This window comes from Streptomyces sp. x-80, from assembly GCF_046549095.1.
Classification (GTDB): Bacteria; Actinomycetota; Actinomycetes; order Streptomycetales; family Streptomycetaceae; genus Streptomyces; species Streptomyces celluloflavus.
This window is the reverse complement of sequence record NZ_JAJPWM010000024.1, coordinates 49,400-63,879: the sequence shown is the minus strand read 5'-3', so window position 1 is coordinate 63,879 and position 14,480 is coordinate 49,400. Positions and strand designations below refer to the sequence as shown.

Annotated in this window: 14 protein-coding genes; all 14 read right to left on the bottom strand. The window is 70.2% G+C overall.

All coding sequences use genetic code 11. From position 1 onward, the window contains the following. Window positions 1-145 precede the first annotated feature (145 nt). Entirely contained in the window at window positions 146-961 is an 816-nt protein-coding gene (locus tag ACLJWH_RS35480) for a F0F1 ATP synthase subunit delta (RefSeq protein ID WP_411145910.1), read from the bottom strand. Continuing rightward, window positions 958-1,524 (bottom strand): F0F1 ATP synthase subunit B, encoded by a 567-nt coding sequence (locus tag ACLJWH_RS35475; RefSeq protein ID WP_052856447.1) that lies wholly within the window; start codon window positions 1,522-1,524, stop codon window positions 958-960. Before ACLJWH_RS35475 ends, ACLJWH_RS35480 begins: the two co-directional genes overlap by 4 nt. Window positions 1,525-1,565: 41 nt before the next feature. Further along, window positions 1,566-1,817 carry an ATP synthase F0 subunit C gene (gene atpE, locus ACLJWH_RS35470; RefSeq protein ID WP_052856448.1) on the bottom strand — a complete coding sequence of 84 codons (252 nt, stop codon included), beginning with the start codon at window positions 1,815-1,817 and terminating at the stop codon, window positions 1,566-1,568. 76 nt (window positions 1,818-1,893) lie between these two features. Then, entirely contained in the window at window positions 1,894-2,688 is a 795-nt protein-coding gene (gene atpB, locus ACLJWH_RS35465) for a F0F1 ATP synthase subunit A (RefSeq protein ID WP_052856449.1), read from the bottom strand. 279 nt (window positions 2,689-2,967) lie between these two features. Then, window positions 2,968-3,405 (bottom strand): hypothetical protein, encoded by a 438-nt coding sequence (locus ACLJWH_RS35460; RefSeq protein WP_411145909.1) that lies wholly within the window; start codon window positions 3,403-3,405, stop codon window positions 2,968-2,970. Window positions 3,406-3,694: 289 nt separating this feature from the next. Beyond that, complete coding sequence (locus ACLJWH_RS35455; protein WP_411145908.1) at window positions 3,695-5,050, bottom strand: MraY family glycosyltransferase; 1,356 nt, start codon at window positions 5,048-5,050, stop codon at window positions 3,695-3,697. 158 nt (window positions 5,051-5,208) lie between these two features. After that, on the bottom strand, window positions 5,209-6,600 hold the full coding sequence (gene glyA, locus ACLJWH_RS35450; RefSeq protein ID WP_411145907.1) for a serine hydroxymethyltransferase: 1,392 nt from the start codon (window positions 6,598-6,600) through the stop codon (window positions 5,209-5,211). 96 nt (window positions 6,601-6,696) lie between these two features. After that, window positions 6,697-7,389, bottom strand: a complete 693-nt coding sequence (locus tag ACLJWH_RS35445; RefSeq protein WP_411145906.1) for a protein-tyrosine-phosphatase — start codon at window positions 7,387-7,389, stop codon at window positions 6,697-6,699. Beyond that, window positions 7,386-8,033: an L-threonylcarbamoyladenylate synthase gene (locus ACLJWH_RS35440; RefSeq protein ID WP_052856453.1), complete on the bottom strand. Its 648-nt coding sequence runs from the start codon at window positions 8,031-8,033 to the stop codon at window positions 7,386-7,388. The genes ACLJWH_RS35445 and ACLJWH_RS35440 overlap by 4 nt, the downstream gene beginning before the upstream one ends. Before the next feature lie 53 nt (window positions 8,034-8,086). After that, on the bottom strand, window positions 8,087-8,968 hold the full coding sequence (prmC, locus tag ACLJWH_RS35435) for a peptide chain release factor N(5)-glutamine methyltransferase (RefSeq protein WP_411145905.1): 882 nt from the start codon (window positions 8,966-8,968) through the stop codon (window positions 8,087-8,089). Between the two features lie 31 nt (window positions 8,969-8,999). Continuing rightward, complete coding sequence (gene prfA, locus ACLJWH_RS35430) at window positions 9,000-10,079, bottom strand: peptide chain release factor 1 (protein ID WP_131126357.1); 1,080 nt, start codon at window positions 10,077-10,079, stop codon at window positions 9,000-9,002. A gap of 159 nt (window positions 10,080-10,238) precedes the next feature. Continuing rightward, window positions 10,239-10,460 (bottom strand): 50S ribosomal protein L31, encoded by a 222-nt coding sequence (gene rpmE, locus ACLJWH_RS35425; RefSeq protein ID WP_052856455.1) that lies wholly within the window; start codon window positions 10,458-10,460, stop codon window positions 10,239-10,241. A gap of 174 nt (window positions 10,461-10,634) precedes the next feature. Then, window positions 10,635-11,759: an LCP family protein gene (locus tag ACLJWH_RS35420; protein ID WP_411145904.1), complete on the bottom strand. Its 1,125-nt coding sequence runs from the start codon at window positions 11,757-11,759 to the stop codon at window positions 10,635-10,637. Window positions 11,760-12,124: 365 nt separating this feature from the next. Further along, window positions 12,125-14,236, bottom strand: coding sequence for a transcription termination factor Rho (gene rho, locus ACLJWH_RS35415; protein ID WP_411145903.1), 2,112 nt, complete (start codon window positions 14,234-14,236; stop codon window positions 12,125-12,127). Between the last annotated feature and the right edge of the window lie 244 nt (window positions 14,237-14,480).

Sequence of the window (14,480 nt, the reverse complement as noted above, 5' to 3'; positions counted from 1 at the left end):
TTTCCGCCTACGGCCCAACTCGGGCCGCCGTCATGCTTGTGCTGTGTCCCCGGGGCCGGTCCCGGACCGCAGCCGGACCTCTCGGTCCGGCCGGCTGGTCCGGCGCCTGGCCGCCGGCTGTGCAGCTCTTGAGTTGGTGGCTGGGTCAGCCGGCCATCCGCCGGGTCGCCTCATCGAGGCGGTCCGCGACGGTTCCGTTGATGACCTCGTCGCCGATCCGTACCTGGACGCCGCCGAGGACCTCGGGGTCCACGTCGAGGTTCAGGTGGACCTGCCGTCCGTACATCCTGGCCAGCGAGGCGCCGAGACGCTCCCGCTGCCCTTCGTCGAGGGGCACCGCGGTGGTGACCACCGCGACCATCCGGCCCCGGCGGTCCGCGGCCAGCTTGGAGAGGGCGTCGAGCCCCGCTTCCAGGCTACGGCCCCGCGGCTGTCCGACGAGACGGACCACGAGCCGCTCGGTGACCGGGTTGGCCCGGCCGCCCAGCAGCGTGTGCAGCAGCGCGGTCTTGGCCGAGTCCGTGGCGTTGTGGTCCGTCAGCGCGCTGCGCAGCTCGCCCGCCGAGGTCACGATCCGGCCGAACCGGAACAGCTCGTCCTCGACGTCGTCGAGCTGGCCGGCACGCTGCGCCGCGATCAGGTCGGCGCTGTACGCCAGCTCCTCGATCGCGTCCGAGAGGTCACGCGAGCGCGACCAGCGGGACCGGACCATGCCGCTGACCAGGTCGGCGGCCGGGCCACCGATCTGGCTGCCGAGCAGCCGCCCGGCCAGTTCGGCCCGCGCCTCGCCGGTCTGCGCCGGGTCGGTGAGGACCCGACGCAGCGATACCTCGCGGTCGAGCAGAGCGGTGACGGCAGCCAGCTCCTCGGCGAGCTTCGCCGCGTCGACGGAGGTGTTGTCCGTCAGCGCGTCGAGCTGCTCGCGTGCGGAGGCGAGTGCCTCGCGGCTCGCTCCGTTCATCGGCCGGCCTCAGCCTTCGTCGCGTCCGGCGCCGCCTTGGACTCGAGCTCGTCGAGGAAGCGGTCGATGGTCCGGCTCTGCCGGGCGTGGTCCTCGAGGGACTCGCCGACGAGCTTGCCGGCCAGGTCGGTGGCGAGCTTGCCCACGTCCTGACGCAGCGACTGCGCGGCCTGCTTGCGGTCCGCCTCGATCTGGGCGTGACCGGCAGCGATGATCTCCTCACGCTGCCGCTGGCCCTCGGCACGCATCTCGGCGATGAGGGTCGCGCCCTGCTCCTGCGCCTCCTGGCGCAGCCGCGCGGCCTCGTGACGCGCGTCGGCGAGCTGGGCCCGGTAGTCCTCAAGCACCTGCTGAGCTTCGGCCTGGGCGGCCTCAGCCTTCTCCATGCCGCCCTCGATCGCCGCGCGGCGCTCGTCCAGAACCTTGTTGATGTTCGGGAGGAGCTTCTTGGCGAGGAAGCCGAAGACGATGAAGAAGGCGATAAGACCGATGACCAGCTCTGGAATCGGCGGGATCAGGGGGTTCTCAGGAACCTCCACCGCCATGTTCACCAGGGCGTTCACATCAGTGCCTTCCGTCTGAATGGATAGTCGATGCGCTTCGTTTACTGGTAGACGAAGCCCATGACGATGCCGATCAGGGCGAGCGCCTCACAGAAGGCGAAACCCATGATCTGGTTGGTGCGGATCAGGCCGGCCGCTTCGGGCTGACGCGCGAGGGCCTGGGTGCCGTTACCGAAGATGATGCCGACGCCGACGCCAGGGCCGATCGCCGCGAGGCCGTAGCCGATCGCGCTGGCGCTGCCGGAGAAAGTGTCCTTGGCGGCGAGGTTGACCATTTCGAGAGCAGCGGACATGCCGTTACTTCCTTCTCTGTTCACGGACCGGTGGGGGTTGGCCACCGGACGTCTGTTGGGACGGGGGAGCCGGGGCTCAGTGGTTCTCGGCCAGCGCGCCCTGGACGTAGTTGCAGGCCAGGAGGACGAAGACGTACGCCTGGACGGCCTGGATGAAGAGCTCGAACGCGGTCATCACGAGAGTCATCACGAACGAGGCACCCGCGTAGATGATGCCGACGCCGTTCAGCAGGTACCAGCTGGCGATGGTGAACATCAGGATCAGCATGTGGCCCGCGAACATGTTCGCGAAGAGCCGTACCGCGTGCGTGAAGGGCCGGATGATCAGGTGCTGTGCGAGTTCGAGCACCATGATCAGCGGGAGGATCCAGCCGAGCGACTTGTCGTAGCCGGTGATGTTCTTCAGGCCGCCGACGAATCCGTGCTTCCGGAAGGTCAGGGACAGCCAGAGGACGTAGACCACCAGGGCGAGGCCGAGCGGGAACGCGATGACCGAGGTCACCGGGAACTGGGCGACCGGAATGATCGACCAGATATTCATCAGCCAGACGAAGAAGAACAGCGAGACCATGAAGGGGACGTACTTGTCGCCCTCCTTCTTGCCCAGCGCGTCATACACGAGCCCGCGGCGCACGAAGTCGTAGCCGGCTTCGGCGATCATCTGAAGCTTGCCGGGGACGACCTTGGCCTTCCCGAACGCGGCCCAGAAGAACCACACCACGACGATCGTGCTGAGGAAGGCCAGCAGCATCGGCTTGTTGAACTCGAAGCCACCGACCGTGAAGAGGGGTTCGAAAACGAACGAATGAAGACCCGGGGCCTCGAAGCCACACCCGGAGAAGATGTGGCAGTCGGTCTCGAAGGCGAGCATCGTTTCAGCACTCACCGCGGGCTCCTTCAGCGTGGCGCATGGGTACGGCAACCTCGTTGTGTCGGCGCGGCGTTGAGCCACGGTGCGGCACTGGACTGGTGTTACGGAATGGGGGGCGGCGGTTCGGCGCTGGGCCGGGTCGGATCACAGGCATGGGTCGTGAGGACTGCCCGTTCCATCCCGTGGAACTCAGGAGCTCAGCCACCTGCACCAACTGTGCCGCAGTTGGCATCGGACGATAGCAGGCCCGCGTGCGGGCGTTTATCCCGGCCCTACCGGTCACGTCGGCGACCCCGCCGTCTCCGCCGCCTTCGCCTCTGCGGAGTCGGGGTCGACGTAGAGAATCTTTGCCTTCATGTGACCGTGGGTCTGGGCGGCGATCCACACCAGGGTGGTGCCGAGCAACGTGAACGCAAATGCCTTGGTATCAAAGAGCGTTGTGCCCTTGAACGTCAGCAGGAAGACACCGACGAGCAGGATCTGCACGGTGTAGAGCAGCAGCCCCATCATCTGGAACAGCTGCGGAAGGTTCTTCGCGGCGTACTGGAGAACGGCGAGTCCGGCGCCCATCACGATCAGCACCAGTGCGATGCCGACGACGGCGCCGAGCGCTCCCGCCCCGCCCGCGACCGCAGCGCTCACGGCAACGGCGATGACGCCGATGGCGAGCGTGGGCACAGCGGCGTGAAGGAGAAGTCGGGCGTCATTCGACTGCATGGCGGCGCTCCGGCAAAAGGTGGGGGTGATGTCGTCAGGGACGAGCGTAGCCCCGGCCTGAGGAAGAACCTGAGGCCAAAGGGCCGTCGCACTACGGTCCTTCGGCTCTATCGCCGGGTTTCGTGAACGGTATCACAAACTATTTGATGAGGTCTTTACCTGGTTCGTGTGCTGCCTGTCACACTTGAGCGTGAACCTGCGCGTTGGTGCAGTGACAGCACGATCCCTGTCTGGTATGGGGTCAACCGCCCAGGTTTATGACCCACGTCGGAGTGGTCGAACCCCTGCTTCAGTGGTGACTGTCCGCCCGCCGGTGATCCGCGAAGCGTGACCGGTCGCCGATCGCGGTGGCCCCGTGGACACCCACCGGAACCGGTTCCCGTTCCGCCGCCGGCTCCCCCGCGGCCGCCCCGTCCGCCGCCGTCGCCGCGTCGTCCGCCACCGCCTCCGGCGCGGCCGGTTCGCGGACGACCCTGCGGTAGCGCGGCGGCACCATCCGCTCCGCCCAGCGCGGCGCCCGCGGTCTGAACCGCGGCAGCAGGAGCAGCACCAGGCCGACCGCGCTCAGCAGCGCGATGCTCAGCACGATCCACATGCTCGCGTTGTTCACCGAGTAGGCGACCGCGCCGAAGGCGATCAGCGCCGACCAGAAGTACATGATCAGGACAGCCCGGCTGTGAGAATGGCCGATCTCCAGCAGTCGGTGGTGGAGATGACCGCGGTCGGCGGCGAACGGCGACTGGCCCTGCCACGTACGCCGCACGATCGCCAGGATGAGGTCGGCGACCGGCACCGCGATGATCGTCAGCGGCAGCAGCAGCGGGATGTAGACCGGCACCATCGCATGGGTCGCCTCGCGCAGACCGCCCACCTTCGAGTTGAGCAGGTCCGGGTCGACCTGGCCGGTCACCGAGACCGCCCCGGCCGCCAGCACCAGACCGATCAGCATCGATCCGGAATCGCCCATGAAGATCCGCGCCGGGTGCATGTTGTGCGGCAGGAAGCCCACGCACATGCCCATCAGAACGACCGAGAACAGCGTTGCGGGCGCGGCCGCCTCGATGCCGTAGCCGAACCACATCCGGTACGCGTACATGAAGAACGCCGCGGCGGCGATGCAGACCATGCCGGAGGCCAGCCCGTCGAGACCGTCGACGAAATTGACGGCGTTGATCGTGATCACGACCAGGGCGACGGTCAGCAGAGTGCCCTGCATCGGGGTCAGCGAGACGGTGCCGACACCGGGGATCGGGATCCACAGGATCGTCAGGCCCTGGAGGACCATCACGCCCGCGGCGATCATCTGGCCGCCGAGCTTGACCAGCGCGTCCACGCCCCACTTGTCGTCCAGGACCCCGAGCAGCCAGATCAGCGCGGCACCGGAGAGCAGCGCCCGTGGCTCGTTGGACTCGAAGACGCTCTTGAGGTTCGTCAGATGCGAGGCGACCAGCAGCCCCGCGCACAGCCCGCCGAACATCGCGATGCCGCCGAGCCGTGGTGTCGGTTCGCGGTGCACATCGCGTGCCCGGATCTCCGGCACCGCCCCGGCCGCGATCGCGAACTTCCGTACCGGCCCGGTCAGCAGGTAGGTCACCGCGGCCGTGACGCACAGCGTCAGCAGGTATTCACGCACGGGCTGCCCCATTGGTATAGCTGGCCATCACAGCCTCACACCCTATGCGGGTCGGCCCCTTCTCCGTGAAACAGGGCTCCGTGAAACAGGGCTCCGTGGAACAGGGGAAGACACCGCTCCTCCTCGAAGGGTCGCGGCCGGCGGCGACACCCGGCCGCGACCAGGACGATTCAGCCGTGACCGGGATAAGGCGGGAACCTCCGTGCCAGCGCGACGGCTCCGGAACGGGCCGCCGGGTCCTCGCGCAGCGCCGCCGCGATCAGCTCCGCGATCCGCGCCATCTCGGCCTCCCCCATCCCCTGGGTCGTCACCGCGGCGGTGCCCAGCCGGATGCCGGTGCTGCGGGCCGCGGGGTTCCTGGCGGCCTCGGCGCACGGCAGCGCGCAGGTGTCCAGCACGATCCCGGCGGCCGCAAGCCGGCCCCGGGCGGTCCGCGCGTCCACACCGAGCGGGGCGGTGTCGGCGCTGATCAGATGGGTGTCGGTACCGCCGGTGGTGATCGTCAGCCCCTGGCCGGCCAGCGCCGCGGCGAGCGCGCGGGCATTGGCGGTGACCTGGTGGGCGTACGTGCGGAAGGCGGGGGTGGCGGCCTCGCCGAAGGCGACGGCCTTCGCGGCGACGGAGTTCATCTGGGCGCCCGCCTGGGTGAACGGGAACACCGCCCGGTCGATCCGCTCGGCCAGCCGCGCACCGCACAGGATCAGCCCGCCGCGCGGCCCGCGCAGCACCTTGTGCGTGGTGGCGCACACCACATCGGCGTACGGGACGGGGCTGGGCGCCGCTCCCCCGGCGATCAGTCCCATCGGGTGCGCGACATCCGCGATCAGATAGGCGCCGGTCTCGTCGGCGATATCGCGGAAGGCGGCGTAGTCGATGTGCCGGGGGTAGGAGATCGAACCGCAGACGATGGCCTTGGGGCGGTGCTCACGGGCCAGTGCGCGGATCGCGTCGTGGTCGAGGAGTCCGGTCTCCTCGTCGACGCCGTAGCCGACGAAGTCGAACCAGCGGCCGGAGAAGTTGGCCGGGGAGCCGTGGGTGAGGTGTCCGCCGTGCGGGAGGGACATGGCCAGAACGGTGTCTCCCGGGCGCAGCAGGGCGGCGTAGGCGGCCAGCACGGCCGAGGACCCGGAGTGGGCCTGGACGTTGGCGTGTTCGGCGCGGAAGAGGGCCTTGGCGCGTTCGACGGCGATCCGTTCGGCGAGGTCCACGATCTCGCAGCCGCCGTGGTGCCGGGCGCCGGGGTAGCCCTCGGCGTACTTGTTGGTGAGCGGGGAGCCGAGGGCGGCGAGCACCGCGGGCGAGGTGAAGTTCTCCGCGGCGATCAGCTGGAGGCCGTCGGCCTGGCGGGCGCACTCGGCGAGCAGTGTCCCGGCGATCTCCGGGTCCTCGCCCAGCAGGGCGGCGAAGTCGCCGACGCCGGCCGGCGCGGCCGCACCGGCGCGCACGGCCTGGCGCGCCCGCTCCGCGGCTTCCTCGGCGGTACCGGCCCCGGACGCTCGCCCGTCGGCCGGGACACGGCCGGCCCGGGTCTCGCTGCGGGGTGACGTGGTGGTGGCGGGCATGGCGTGCTCCGGGCCTCGTACGGGGTCGTAGTCCCAATGTAGGCGCGGCACGGCGATCGGGCGCGGTGTGCGCGGCCACCGGGCCGCGCCCGGGGGTCAGGCGCGTGCCGGGAGTCCCGTCAGCGCCGTGACGACCGGGTCGAGTGCCTGGTTGATCTCGTCGCCGATGGAGCGGAAGAAGGTGATGGGGGCGCCGTAGGGGTCGTAGACCTCGTCGGACTCCGGGTCGGGCGCCAGCAGCCAGCCGCGCAGCGCGGCGGCGGCGCCGACCAGCGCGCGGGCGCGCTCGACCAGCCCGCCGTCCGGCAGGTCCGGGTCGGGCTCGGGCAGGGTGGCGGGGTCTATCGCCCGCACCAGCCGGTTGAACTCCTTGAGGGTGAAGGTGCGCAGTCCCGCGGAGTGGCCCATCGAGATGACCTGGGCGCGGTGGTCACGGGTGGCGGTCAGCACCAGGTCGGCGCGGATGACGTGCTCGTCCAGGAGTTCCCGGCCGATGAAGCCGGCCGGGTCGGCGCCGTAGTCGGCGAGCACGGTGGCGGCGTGTGCCTCCATCGGGGCGCCTTCGTGGCCCCAGGTGCCGGCGCTCTCCACGAGCAGCCCGCCGCTGCGGGCCTCCCCCAGGCGTACCTCCAGGGCATGGCGGTGCAGCCGCTCGGTGATCGGTGAGCGGCAGACGTTGCCGGTGCTGACGTGGAGGATCCGGAACGTGGTGAGGCGGCGGGAGGAGGCGGATGGGGGCAAGTCGTCGTCGCAGGGTCCTGCTATGCCACGCCCCAGGGGCGCCATCAATTGGCCACCTCGAGATCGGGCACGACCTTGCGCAGCTCGTCCGCGCTGATCGCGCCCTCGCGCAGCAGCACCGGGATCCGGCCGGTGACATCGACGATCGAGGACGGCACGGCCGCGGGGGTCGGGCCGCCGTCGAGGTAGACGGAGACCGAGTCGCCGAGCATCTCCTGGGCGGCGTCGCAGTCCTGCGGGGACGGGTGGCCGGTGAGGTTGGCGCTGGAGACGGCCATCGGGCCGAAGTCGGTGAGCAGCTCGATCGCGACGGGGTGCAGCGGCATCCGGACCGCGACCGTGCCGCGGGTCTCGCCGAGGTCCCAGGTCAGCGACGGCTGGTGGGTGGCGACCAGGGTCAGCGCGCCGGGCCAGAAGGCGTCGACCAGCTCCCACGCCTGCTCGGAGAAGTCGGTGACCAGGCCGTGCAGGGTGTTCGGGGATCCGACGAGGACCGGGGAGGGCATCCCGCGGCCGCGGCCCTTGGCCTCCAGCAGGTCGCCGACGGCCTCGGCGCTGAACGCGTCCGCACCGATGCCGTAGACGGTATCGGTCGGCAGCACGACCAGCTCGCCGCGGCGGACGGCCGAGGCGGCCTCGCGCAGACCGGTCGCGCGGTCGGTCGCGTCGGTGCAGTCGTATCGCCGTGCCATTTAGCAGACCTCCTCGTGCGGAACGGATACATCAGGCGTCGGGGCGGCGGGTGTCATGGTGTCGCCCGGCGCGCGGTGGCGAAGCGGGGCCGGTTGTTGAGATCGGGGTGGTCGGCCGCGTCCGCCCACCCCTTCTCCTCGGTGAAGATCCACGGCACCTGTCCGCCCTGGGTGTCGGCGTGCTCGATGACGACGACGCCGCCGGGCCGCAGCAGCCGGTGTGCGGTCCGCTCGATGCCGCGGATGGTGTCCAGGCCGTCCTCGCCGGAGAACAGCGCCAGCCCGGGGTCGTGGTCGCGGGCCTCGGGTGCGACGTACTCCCACTCGGTCAGCGGGATGTACGGCGGGTTGGAGACGACGAGGTCGACCTGGCCGTCCAGCTCGGGGAGCGCGCTCAGCGCGTCCCCGTGGTGCAGGACGACGCGCGAGCCCGCGACGTTCTTCTGCGCGTACCGCAACGCCTCTTCGGAGAGTTCCACGGCGTGCACCCGCGAGCGCGGCACCTCCTGTGCGAGGGCGAGGGCGATGGCCCCGGAGCCGGTGCACAGATCGACGATCAGCGGCTCGACGACGTCCATGGCGCGGACCGCGTCTATCGCCCAGCCGACCACCGACTCGGTCTCCGGGCGGGGGACGAACACCCCGGGCCCGACGTGGAGTTCGAGGTAGCGGAAGAAGGCACGGCCGGTGATGTGCTGGAGCGGTTCGCGGGCCTCGCGGCGGGCGATCGCCTCCCAGTAGCGGGCGTCGAAGTCCGCGTCGGGGACCGTGTGCAGCTCGCCCCGTTTGACGCCGTGCACATGCGCGGCGAGCTCCTCGGCGTCGAAACGCGGGGAGGGCACGCCGGCGTCGGCCAGCCGCTGGGTGGCCTGGGCCACCTCGGCGAGCAGCACCGAGCGGGGGTTCGGGGGGCGCTCCCCGGGGGAATGCAGCACGGGGCTTCCTCCAGCCGGTACGTACGGGGTCTTACTGGGCGGCGGCGAGCTTGGCCGCGGAGTCGGCGTCCACGCATGCCTGGATGACCGGGTCGAGCTCGCCGTCGAGCACCTGGTCCAAGTTGTACGCCTTGAAGCCGACCCGGTGGTCCGAGATGCGGTTCTCCGGGAAGTTGTACGTCCGGATGCGCTCCGAGCGGTCCACCGTCCGCACCTGGCTGCGCCGGGCGTCCGACGCCTCCCGCTCCGCCTCTTCCTGGGCCGCGGCCAGCAGCCGTGAGCGCAGGATACGCATCGCCTGCTCCTTGTTCTGGAGCTGGCTCTTCTCGTTCTGGCAGGAGACGACGATGCCGGTGGGCAGGTGGGTGATCCGCACGGCGGAGTCGGTGGTGTTGACCGACTGGCCGCCGGGGCCCGAGGAGCGGTAGACGTCGATGCGCAGGTCGTTGGGGCCGATCTCGACCTCGACCTCCTCGGCCTCGGGCGTGACGAGCACACCGGCCGCGGAGGTGTGGATACGGCCCTGGGACTCGGTGGCCGGCACCCGCTGGACGCGGTGCACGCCGCCCTCGTACTTCAGCCGCGCCCAGACGCCCTGGCCGGGCTCGGTGGCGCCGTTGCCGCCCTTGGTCTTCACGGCGACCTGGACGTCCTTGTAGCCGCCGAGGTCGGACTCGTTGGCTTCGAGGATCTCGGTCTTCCAGCCGGCCCGCTCGGCGTAGCGCAGATACATCCGCAGCAGGTCGCCGGCGAACAGCGCGGACTCCTCGCCGCCCTCGCCCGCCTTGACCTCCAGGATGACGTCCTTGTCGTCGCTGGGGTCGCGCGGCACGAGCAGCAGCCGCAGCTTCTCGGTCAGCGTCTCGCGCCGGGCGTCGAGCTCCTTGACCTCGTCGGCGAAGTCCGGGTCGTCCACGGCGAATTCGCGCGCGGTCTCGATGTCGTCGCCGGTCTGCTTCCAGGAGCGGTACGTCGTGATGATCGGGGTCAGCTCGGAGTAGCGCTTGTTGAGCCGCTTGGCCTCGCGCTGGTCGGCGTGGACCGCGGGGTCGGCCAGTTGCTTCTCAAGACCGGCGTGCTCGCCGATCAGTTCCTCGACCGCCTCGAACATCGTGGGGTTCCTCTGCTGACTGGGTGTTCCGGAGGCCGGCACCTGTGCGGCGGGGCCGCGGCTTCCCGGACCCCCGGCCGGGTCCGTGGCCTGGACGACAAAGCGCCGGTCCGGTCACCCCTGCGAAGGGGCGACCGGAGACCGGCGCCTTGCGGGTCGCTACTTCTTGGCGGCAGCGGCCTTGCCGAAGCGGGCCTCGAAGCGGGCCACGCGGCCGCCGGTGTCCATGATCTTCTGCTTGCCCGTGTAGAACGGGTGGCACTCGGAGCAGACGTCGGCGCGGATGCTGCCGTCGGCAACGGTGCTGCGGGTGGTGAACGACGCGCCACAGGTGCAGCTGACCTGGGTCTCGACGTACTCCGGGTGAATGTCGCGCTTCAAGGGGTTCTCCTAGGTTCGGGAGTGCTCCGGGTCGTGCTGCGGATTGCGTCACGTGAACCGGGGCCGACGGTCCAGTCTGCCAGGACTCGCCGTATCTCCCAAAACCGGGGTACGGCCGCGGCTATTCCCCGGACCGCGCCGGGGGCCGGGCGGCTCCGGGACAGGATCGGCCGGCTACTTGACGTAGCTGCTGGTGCCGCCCTTGTCGCCGATGGAGTCCTTGAGCGCGGCCGCGGGGATGTCCTTGTCCTGCCGCAGCGCGTCCCAGACCAGGGCGCTCTGCCGGGTCAGCGGCTGCACCCGGTCCGGGTTGATCCGGTCGGTGGTCACCGGCAGCGTCACCATGTGGATGTTCTCCGACCCGATACCGCCCAGGCTCTTGGCCAGCCCGGTCAGCTCGCCGACGGAGTTGAGGTCGGTGTCGGTGGTGATGGCCTTGGTGGCCGTGTCGGCGATGTTGTAGAGCTTGGTGGGGTTGGTGAGCACCCCGACGTTCTTGACCTGGTTCATCAGGGCCTTGACGAACGTCTGCTGCAACTGGATGCGGCCCAGGTCGCTGCCGTCGCCGCCGGGGACACCGTGCCGGGTGCGCACCAGGCCGAGCGCCTGTTCGCCGTCGAGGGTGTGCTTGCCGGGCGGCAGATGCAGATGGCTGCTGTTGTCGTTGATCGCCTTGCTGGTGGTGATGTCCACCCCGCCCAGCGCGTCGATGAGCTTCTTGAAGCCGGTGAAGTCGACCTCGATGAAGTGGTCCATGCGGATACCGCTCATCGACTCGACGGTCTTGACCGCGCACGCCGGGCCGCCGACCTCGTACGCGGTGTTGAACATCGCCCGCTGCGACCCGGGGACGTTCTTGCCGTCCTTGGTGCAGTCGGGCCGCTGGATCATCGTGTCCCGCGGGATGCTGACGACGCTGGCCTTCTTGTGGCCCTCGTACACGTGCATGATCATCGCCGTGTCGGAGCGCGCCCCGCCCTCGTCGGCACCGTATGCGCTGTTCTTGCCGGCCCGGGAGTCCGATCCGAGGACCAGGATGTCCATCGAGCCGTTGTCGACGTTCTTGGGCCGGTCCCTGCCGAGGGCGGCGTTGATGTCGACGCCCTTCAGGTTGCCGTTGAGTTTGAAGTAGACGTAGCCGATGCCCGCCCCGCCGAGCAGGACGGCGCTGACCAGCGTGCACAGGGTGATGGTCAGGATCCGGCGGCGCCGGGGCGGAGCCTTGCGCCGGCGGCCGGTGGCCCGTATGCGGCGGGCGCGGCTTTCGGCCGTCTTCGCGGTCCCCTTGCTCTGCGCCATCTGCTCCTCAGTCCTCGGTTCTCTCGACTGCCCCTCGCCGGTCCCCGTGCTGCCACGGTCTGTCGTGCCCAGTCAGACGGGAGGTAGACCGGAAGGGTTGCACAGCGTGTGATGAGGGCTTTCTTAGAAAACCGCGCCGAAGAGGACCGGCGGCCCGGGACTTTCGTCCCTCTCACCTGGGCTTTCTGCGCGTTTTCGGCCATCTTCACGGCCGGTGCGCGGTACGCGCCCTTGTGCGGAAGGTCTCAGGCGGCGGTGCGCCGTGGGCGGTACGGGTCACACCGGCCGCGCGGGCGGGCGGACAGCACGAAGCCCTCCCCGCCCACAGGGGCGAGGAGGGCTTCGCGGACGGTGCGCTACGGGCGTCAGTCGTTGCCGTTGCCCATACCCGGCGTCGTCTTCTGGATCTGGAGCAGGAACTCCGCGTTGGACTTCGTCTGCTTCATCTTGTCCAGCAGCAGCTCGATGGCCTGCTGCTGGTCCAGCGCGTGCAGCACCCGGCGCAGCTTCCAGACGACGGCGAGCTCGTCGCTGCCCATCAGGATCTCTTCCTTACGGGTACCGGACGCGTCCACGTCCACCGCCGGGAAGATGCGCTTGTCGGCGAGCTTGCGGTCGAGCTTGAGCTCCAGGTTGCCGGTGCCCTTGAACTCCTCGAAGATCACCTCGTCCATCCGCGAACCGGTGTCGACCAGCGCGGTGGCCAGGATGGTCAGCGAACCGCCGTCCTCGATGTTGCGCGCGGCACCGAAGAAGCGCTTCGGCGGGTAGAGCGCGGTCGAGTCGACACCACCGGACAGGATGCGGCCGGAGGCGGGCGCCGCGAGGTTGTACGCGCGGCCCAGGCGGGTGATGGAGTCCAGCAGGACGACCACGTCGTGACCCAGCTCGACGAGGCGCTTGGCGCGCTCGATGGCCAGCTCGGCGACGGTGGTGTGGTCCTCGGCCGGGCGGTCGAAGGTCGAGGAGATGACCTCGCCCTTGACCGACCGCTGCATGTCGGTGACCTCTTCGGGCCGCTCGTCGACGAGGACGACCATCAGGTGGCACTCGGGGTTGTTGCGGGTGATCGCGTTGGCGACCGCCTGCATGATCATGGTCTTGCCGGTCTTCGGCGGGGCCACGATCAGACCACGCTGGCCCTTGCCGATCGGCGCGACCAGGTCGATGATCCGGGTCGTCAGACCACCCGACTCCCCCTCCAGCCGCAGTCGGTCCTGCGGGTAAAGGGGCGTCAGCTTGCCGAACTCCGCCCGGCCGCGGCCCTGTTCGGGCGCGACGCTGTTGACGGTGTCCAGGCGGACCAGCGCGTTGAACTTCTCGCGCCGCTCGCCGTCCTTGGGCTGGCGGACCGCGCCGGTGACATGGTCACCCTTGCGCAGACCGTTCTTGCGGACCTGCGCGAGCGAGACGTACACGTCGTTCGGACCGGGCAGGTAGCCGGAGGTCCGGATGAACGCGTAGTTGTCGAGGATGTCGAGGATGCCCGCGACGGGGATCAGGACGTCGTCCTCGTTGACCTGCGGCTCGTTGCCGAACTCCTCGCGGCCGCCGCGACGGCCCCGGCGGTCGCGGTAGCGGCCGCGACGGCCCCGGCGGCCGCCGTCGAAGTCGTCGTCCTCTTCGGTGCGGCGGTTGTCGCGGTTGTCCCGCTGGCGGTTGCCGCCCTGGCCGCCGTCCGCGTCGGCCTTGCCGCGCCGGTCGCCACGGTCCTGGCGCTCACCGCGGTCCTGACGCTCACCGCGGTCCTGACGCTCGCCACGGTCCTGGCGGTCCCCGCGGTCGCGCTGACCGCGCTGGCCGCGGTCGCCCTTCTGACCGCGGTCCTGACGGTCGCCACGGTCCTGGCGCTCGCCGGTCTTGGTGGCCCGGCCGTCGGCGCCGTCCTGCGCGGAGACCGCGACCGCGGCCTCGGCCTTGGCGTCCGCCTTGACCGTCGTCGTCTCGGGACGCGCCTCGGTCTTGACGTCCCCGGGGGCGCCCTCGGGGCTGCCCGCGGCGGCGGTGGCCCGGCGCCGGCGGCGCTCACCGGCCGGCTGCTCATCGCTGACCGGCTGGCCGGGGATGTCGATCTGCTGCTGGCCCACGGCCTTCTCGGCGGCCGGCTCGGCCTTGGCGGCCTTCTCGGCGGACCGGCCCGTACCGTCCTCGCCGGTGCGGGCCTTGGAGGTCGTACGGCGCTTCGGCTTGGTCTCGGCAGGCGCGTCGGCCTTGGCCGTGGCCCCGCCGGCCTGCTTCTCCTTGATGACCTCGATCAACTGGCTCTTGCGCATCCGCGCGGTGCCCTTGATCCCGAGGCCGGAGGCAACCTGCTGAAGCTCTGCCAGGACCATGCCGTCAAGGCCGGTGCCGGAACGGCGTCGCCGCGTGGCAGGGGCTGTGGCAGCACCGGTGGCAGGCGCGGCGGGAGCGTCCGTGGCGGGCGCGGTGGCACTGCCATCGGTGCGCACGCCCATCAGATCGGTGGTGTCGCTCACGAAGGGTCCTTCCCTGGAGCGGGCGTCGGCCTGTCTGGCTCGGCGACCGGTCGTGCTGCCCGGCTGTGGTCCTTGGGTCTTGCGGACCGGGCCGGGGCGGTGGTCCCGCCGGAAACGGCGGAAAGATCAATTGATGGTTCCGGCGCGAAGAGATGCAGAGTGACTCATGTCGTCACGCCGATTCCGGAGCGTGCTCACTCCTGCTCAGGCCATTGCTCCAAGCAGTTTGGGAAGCTCCCGGAAG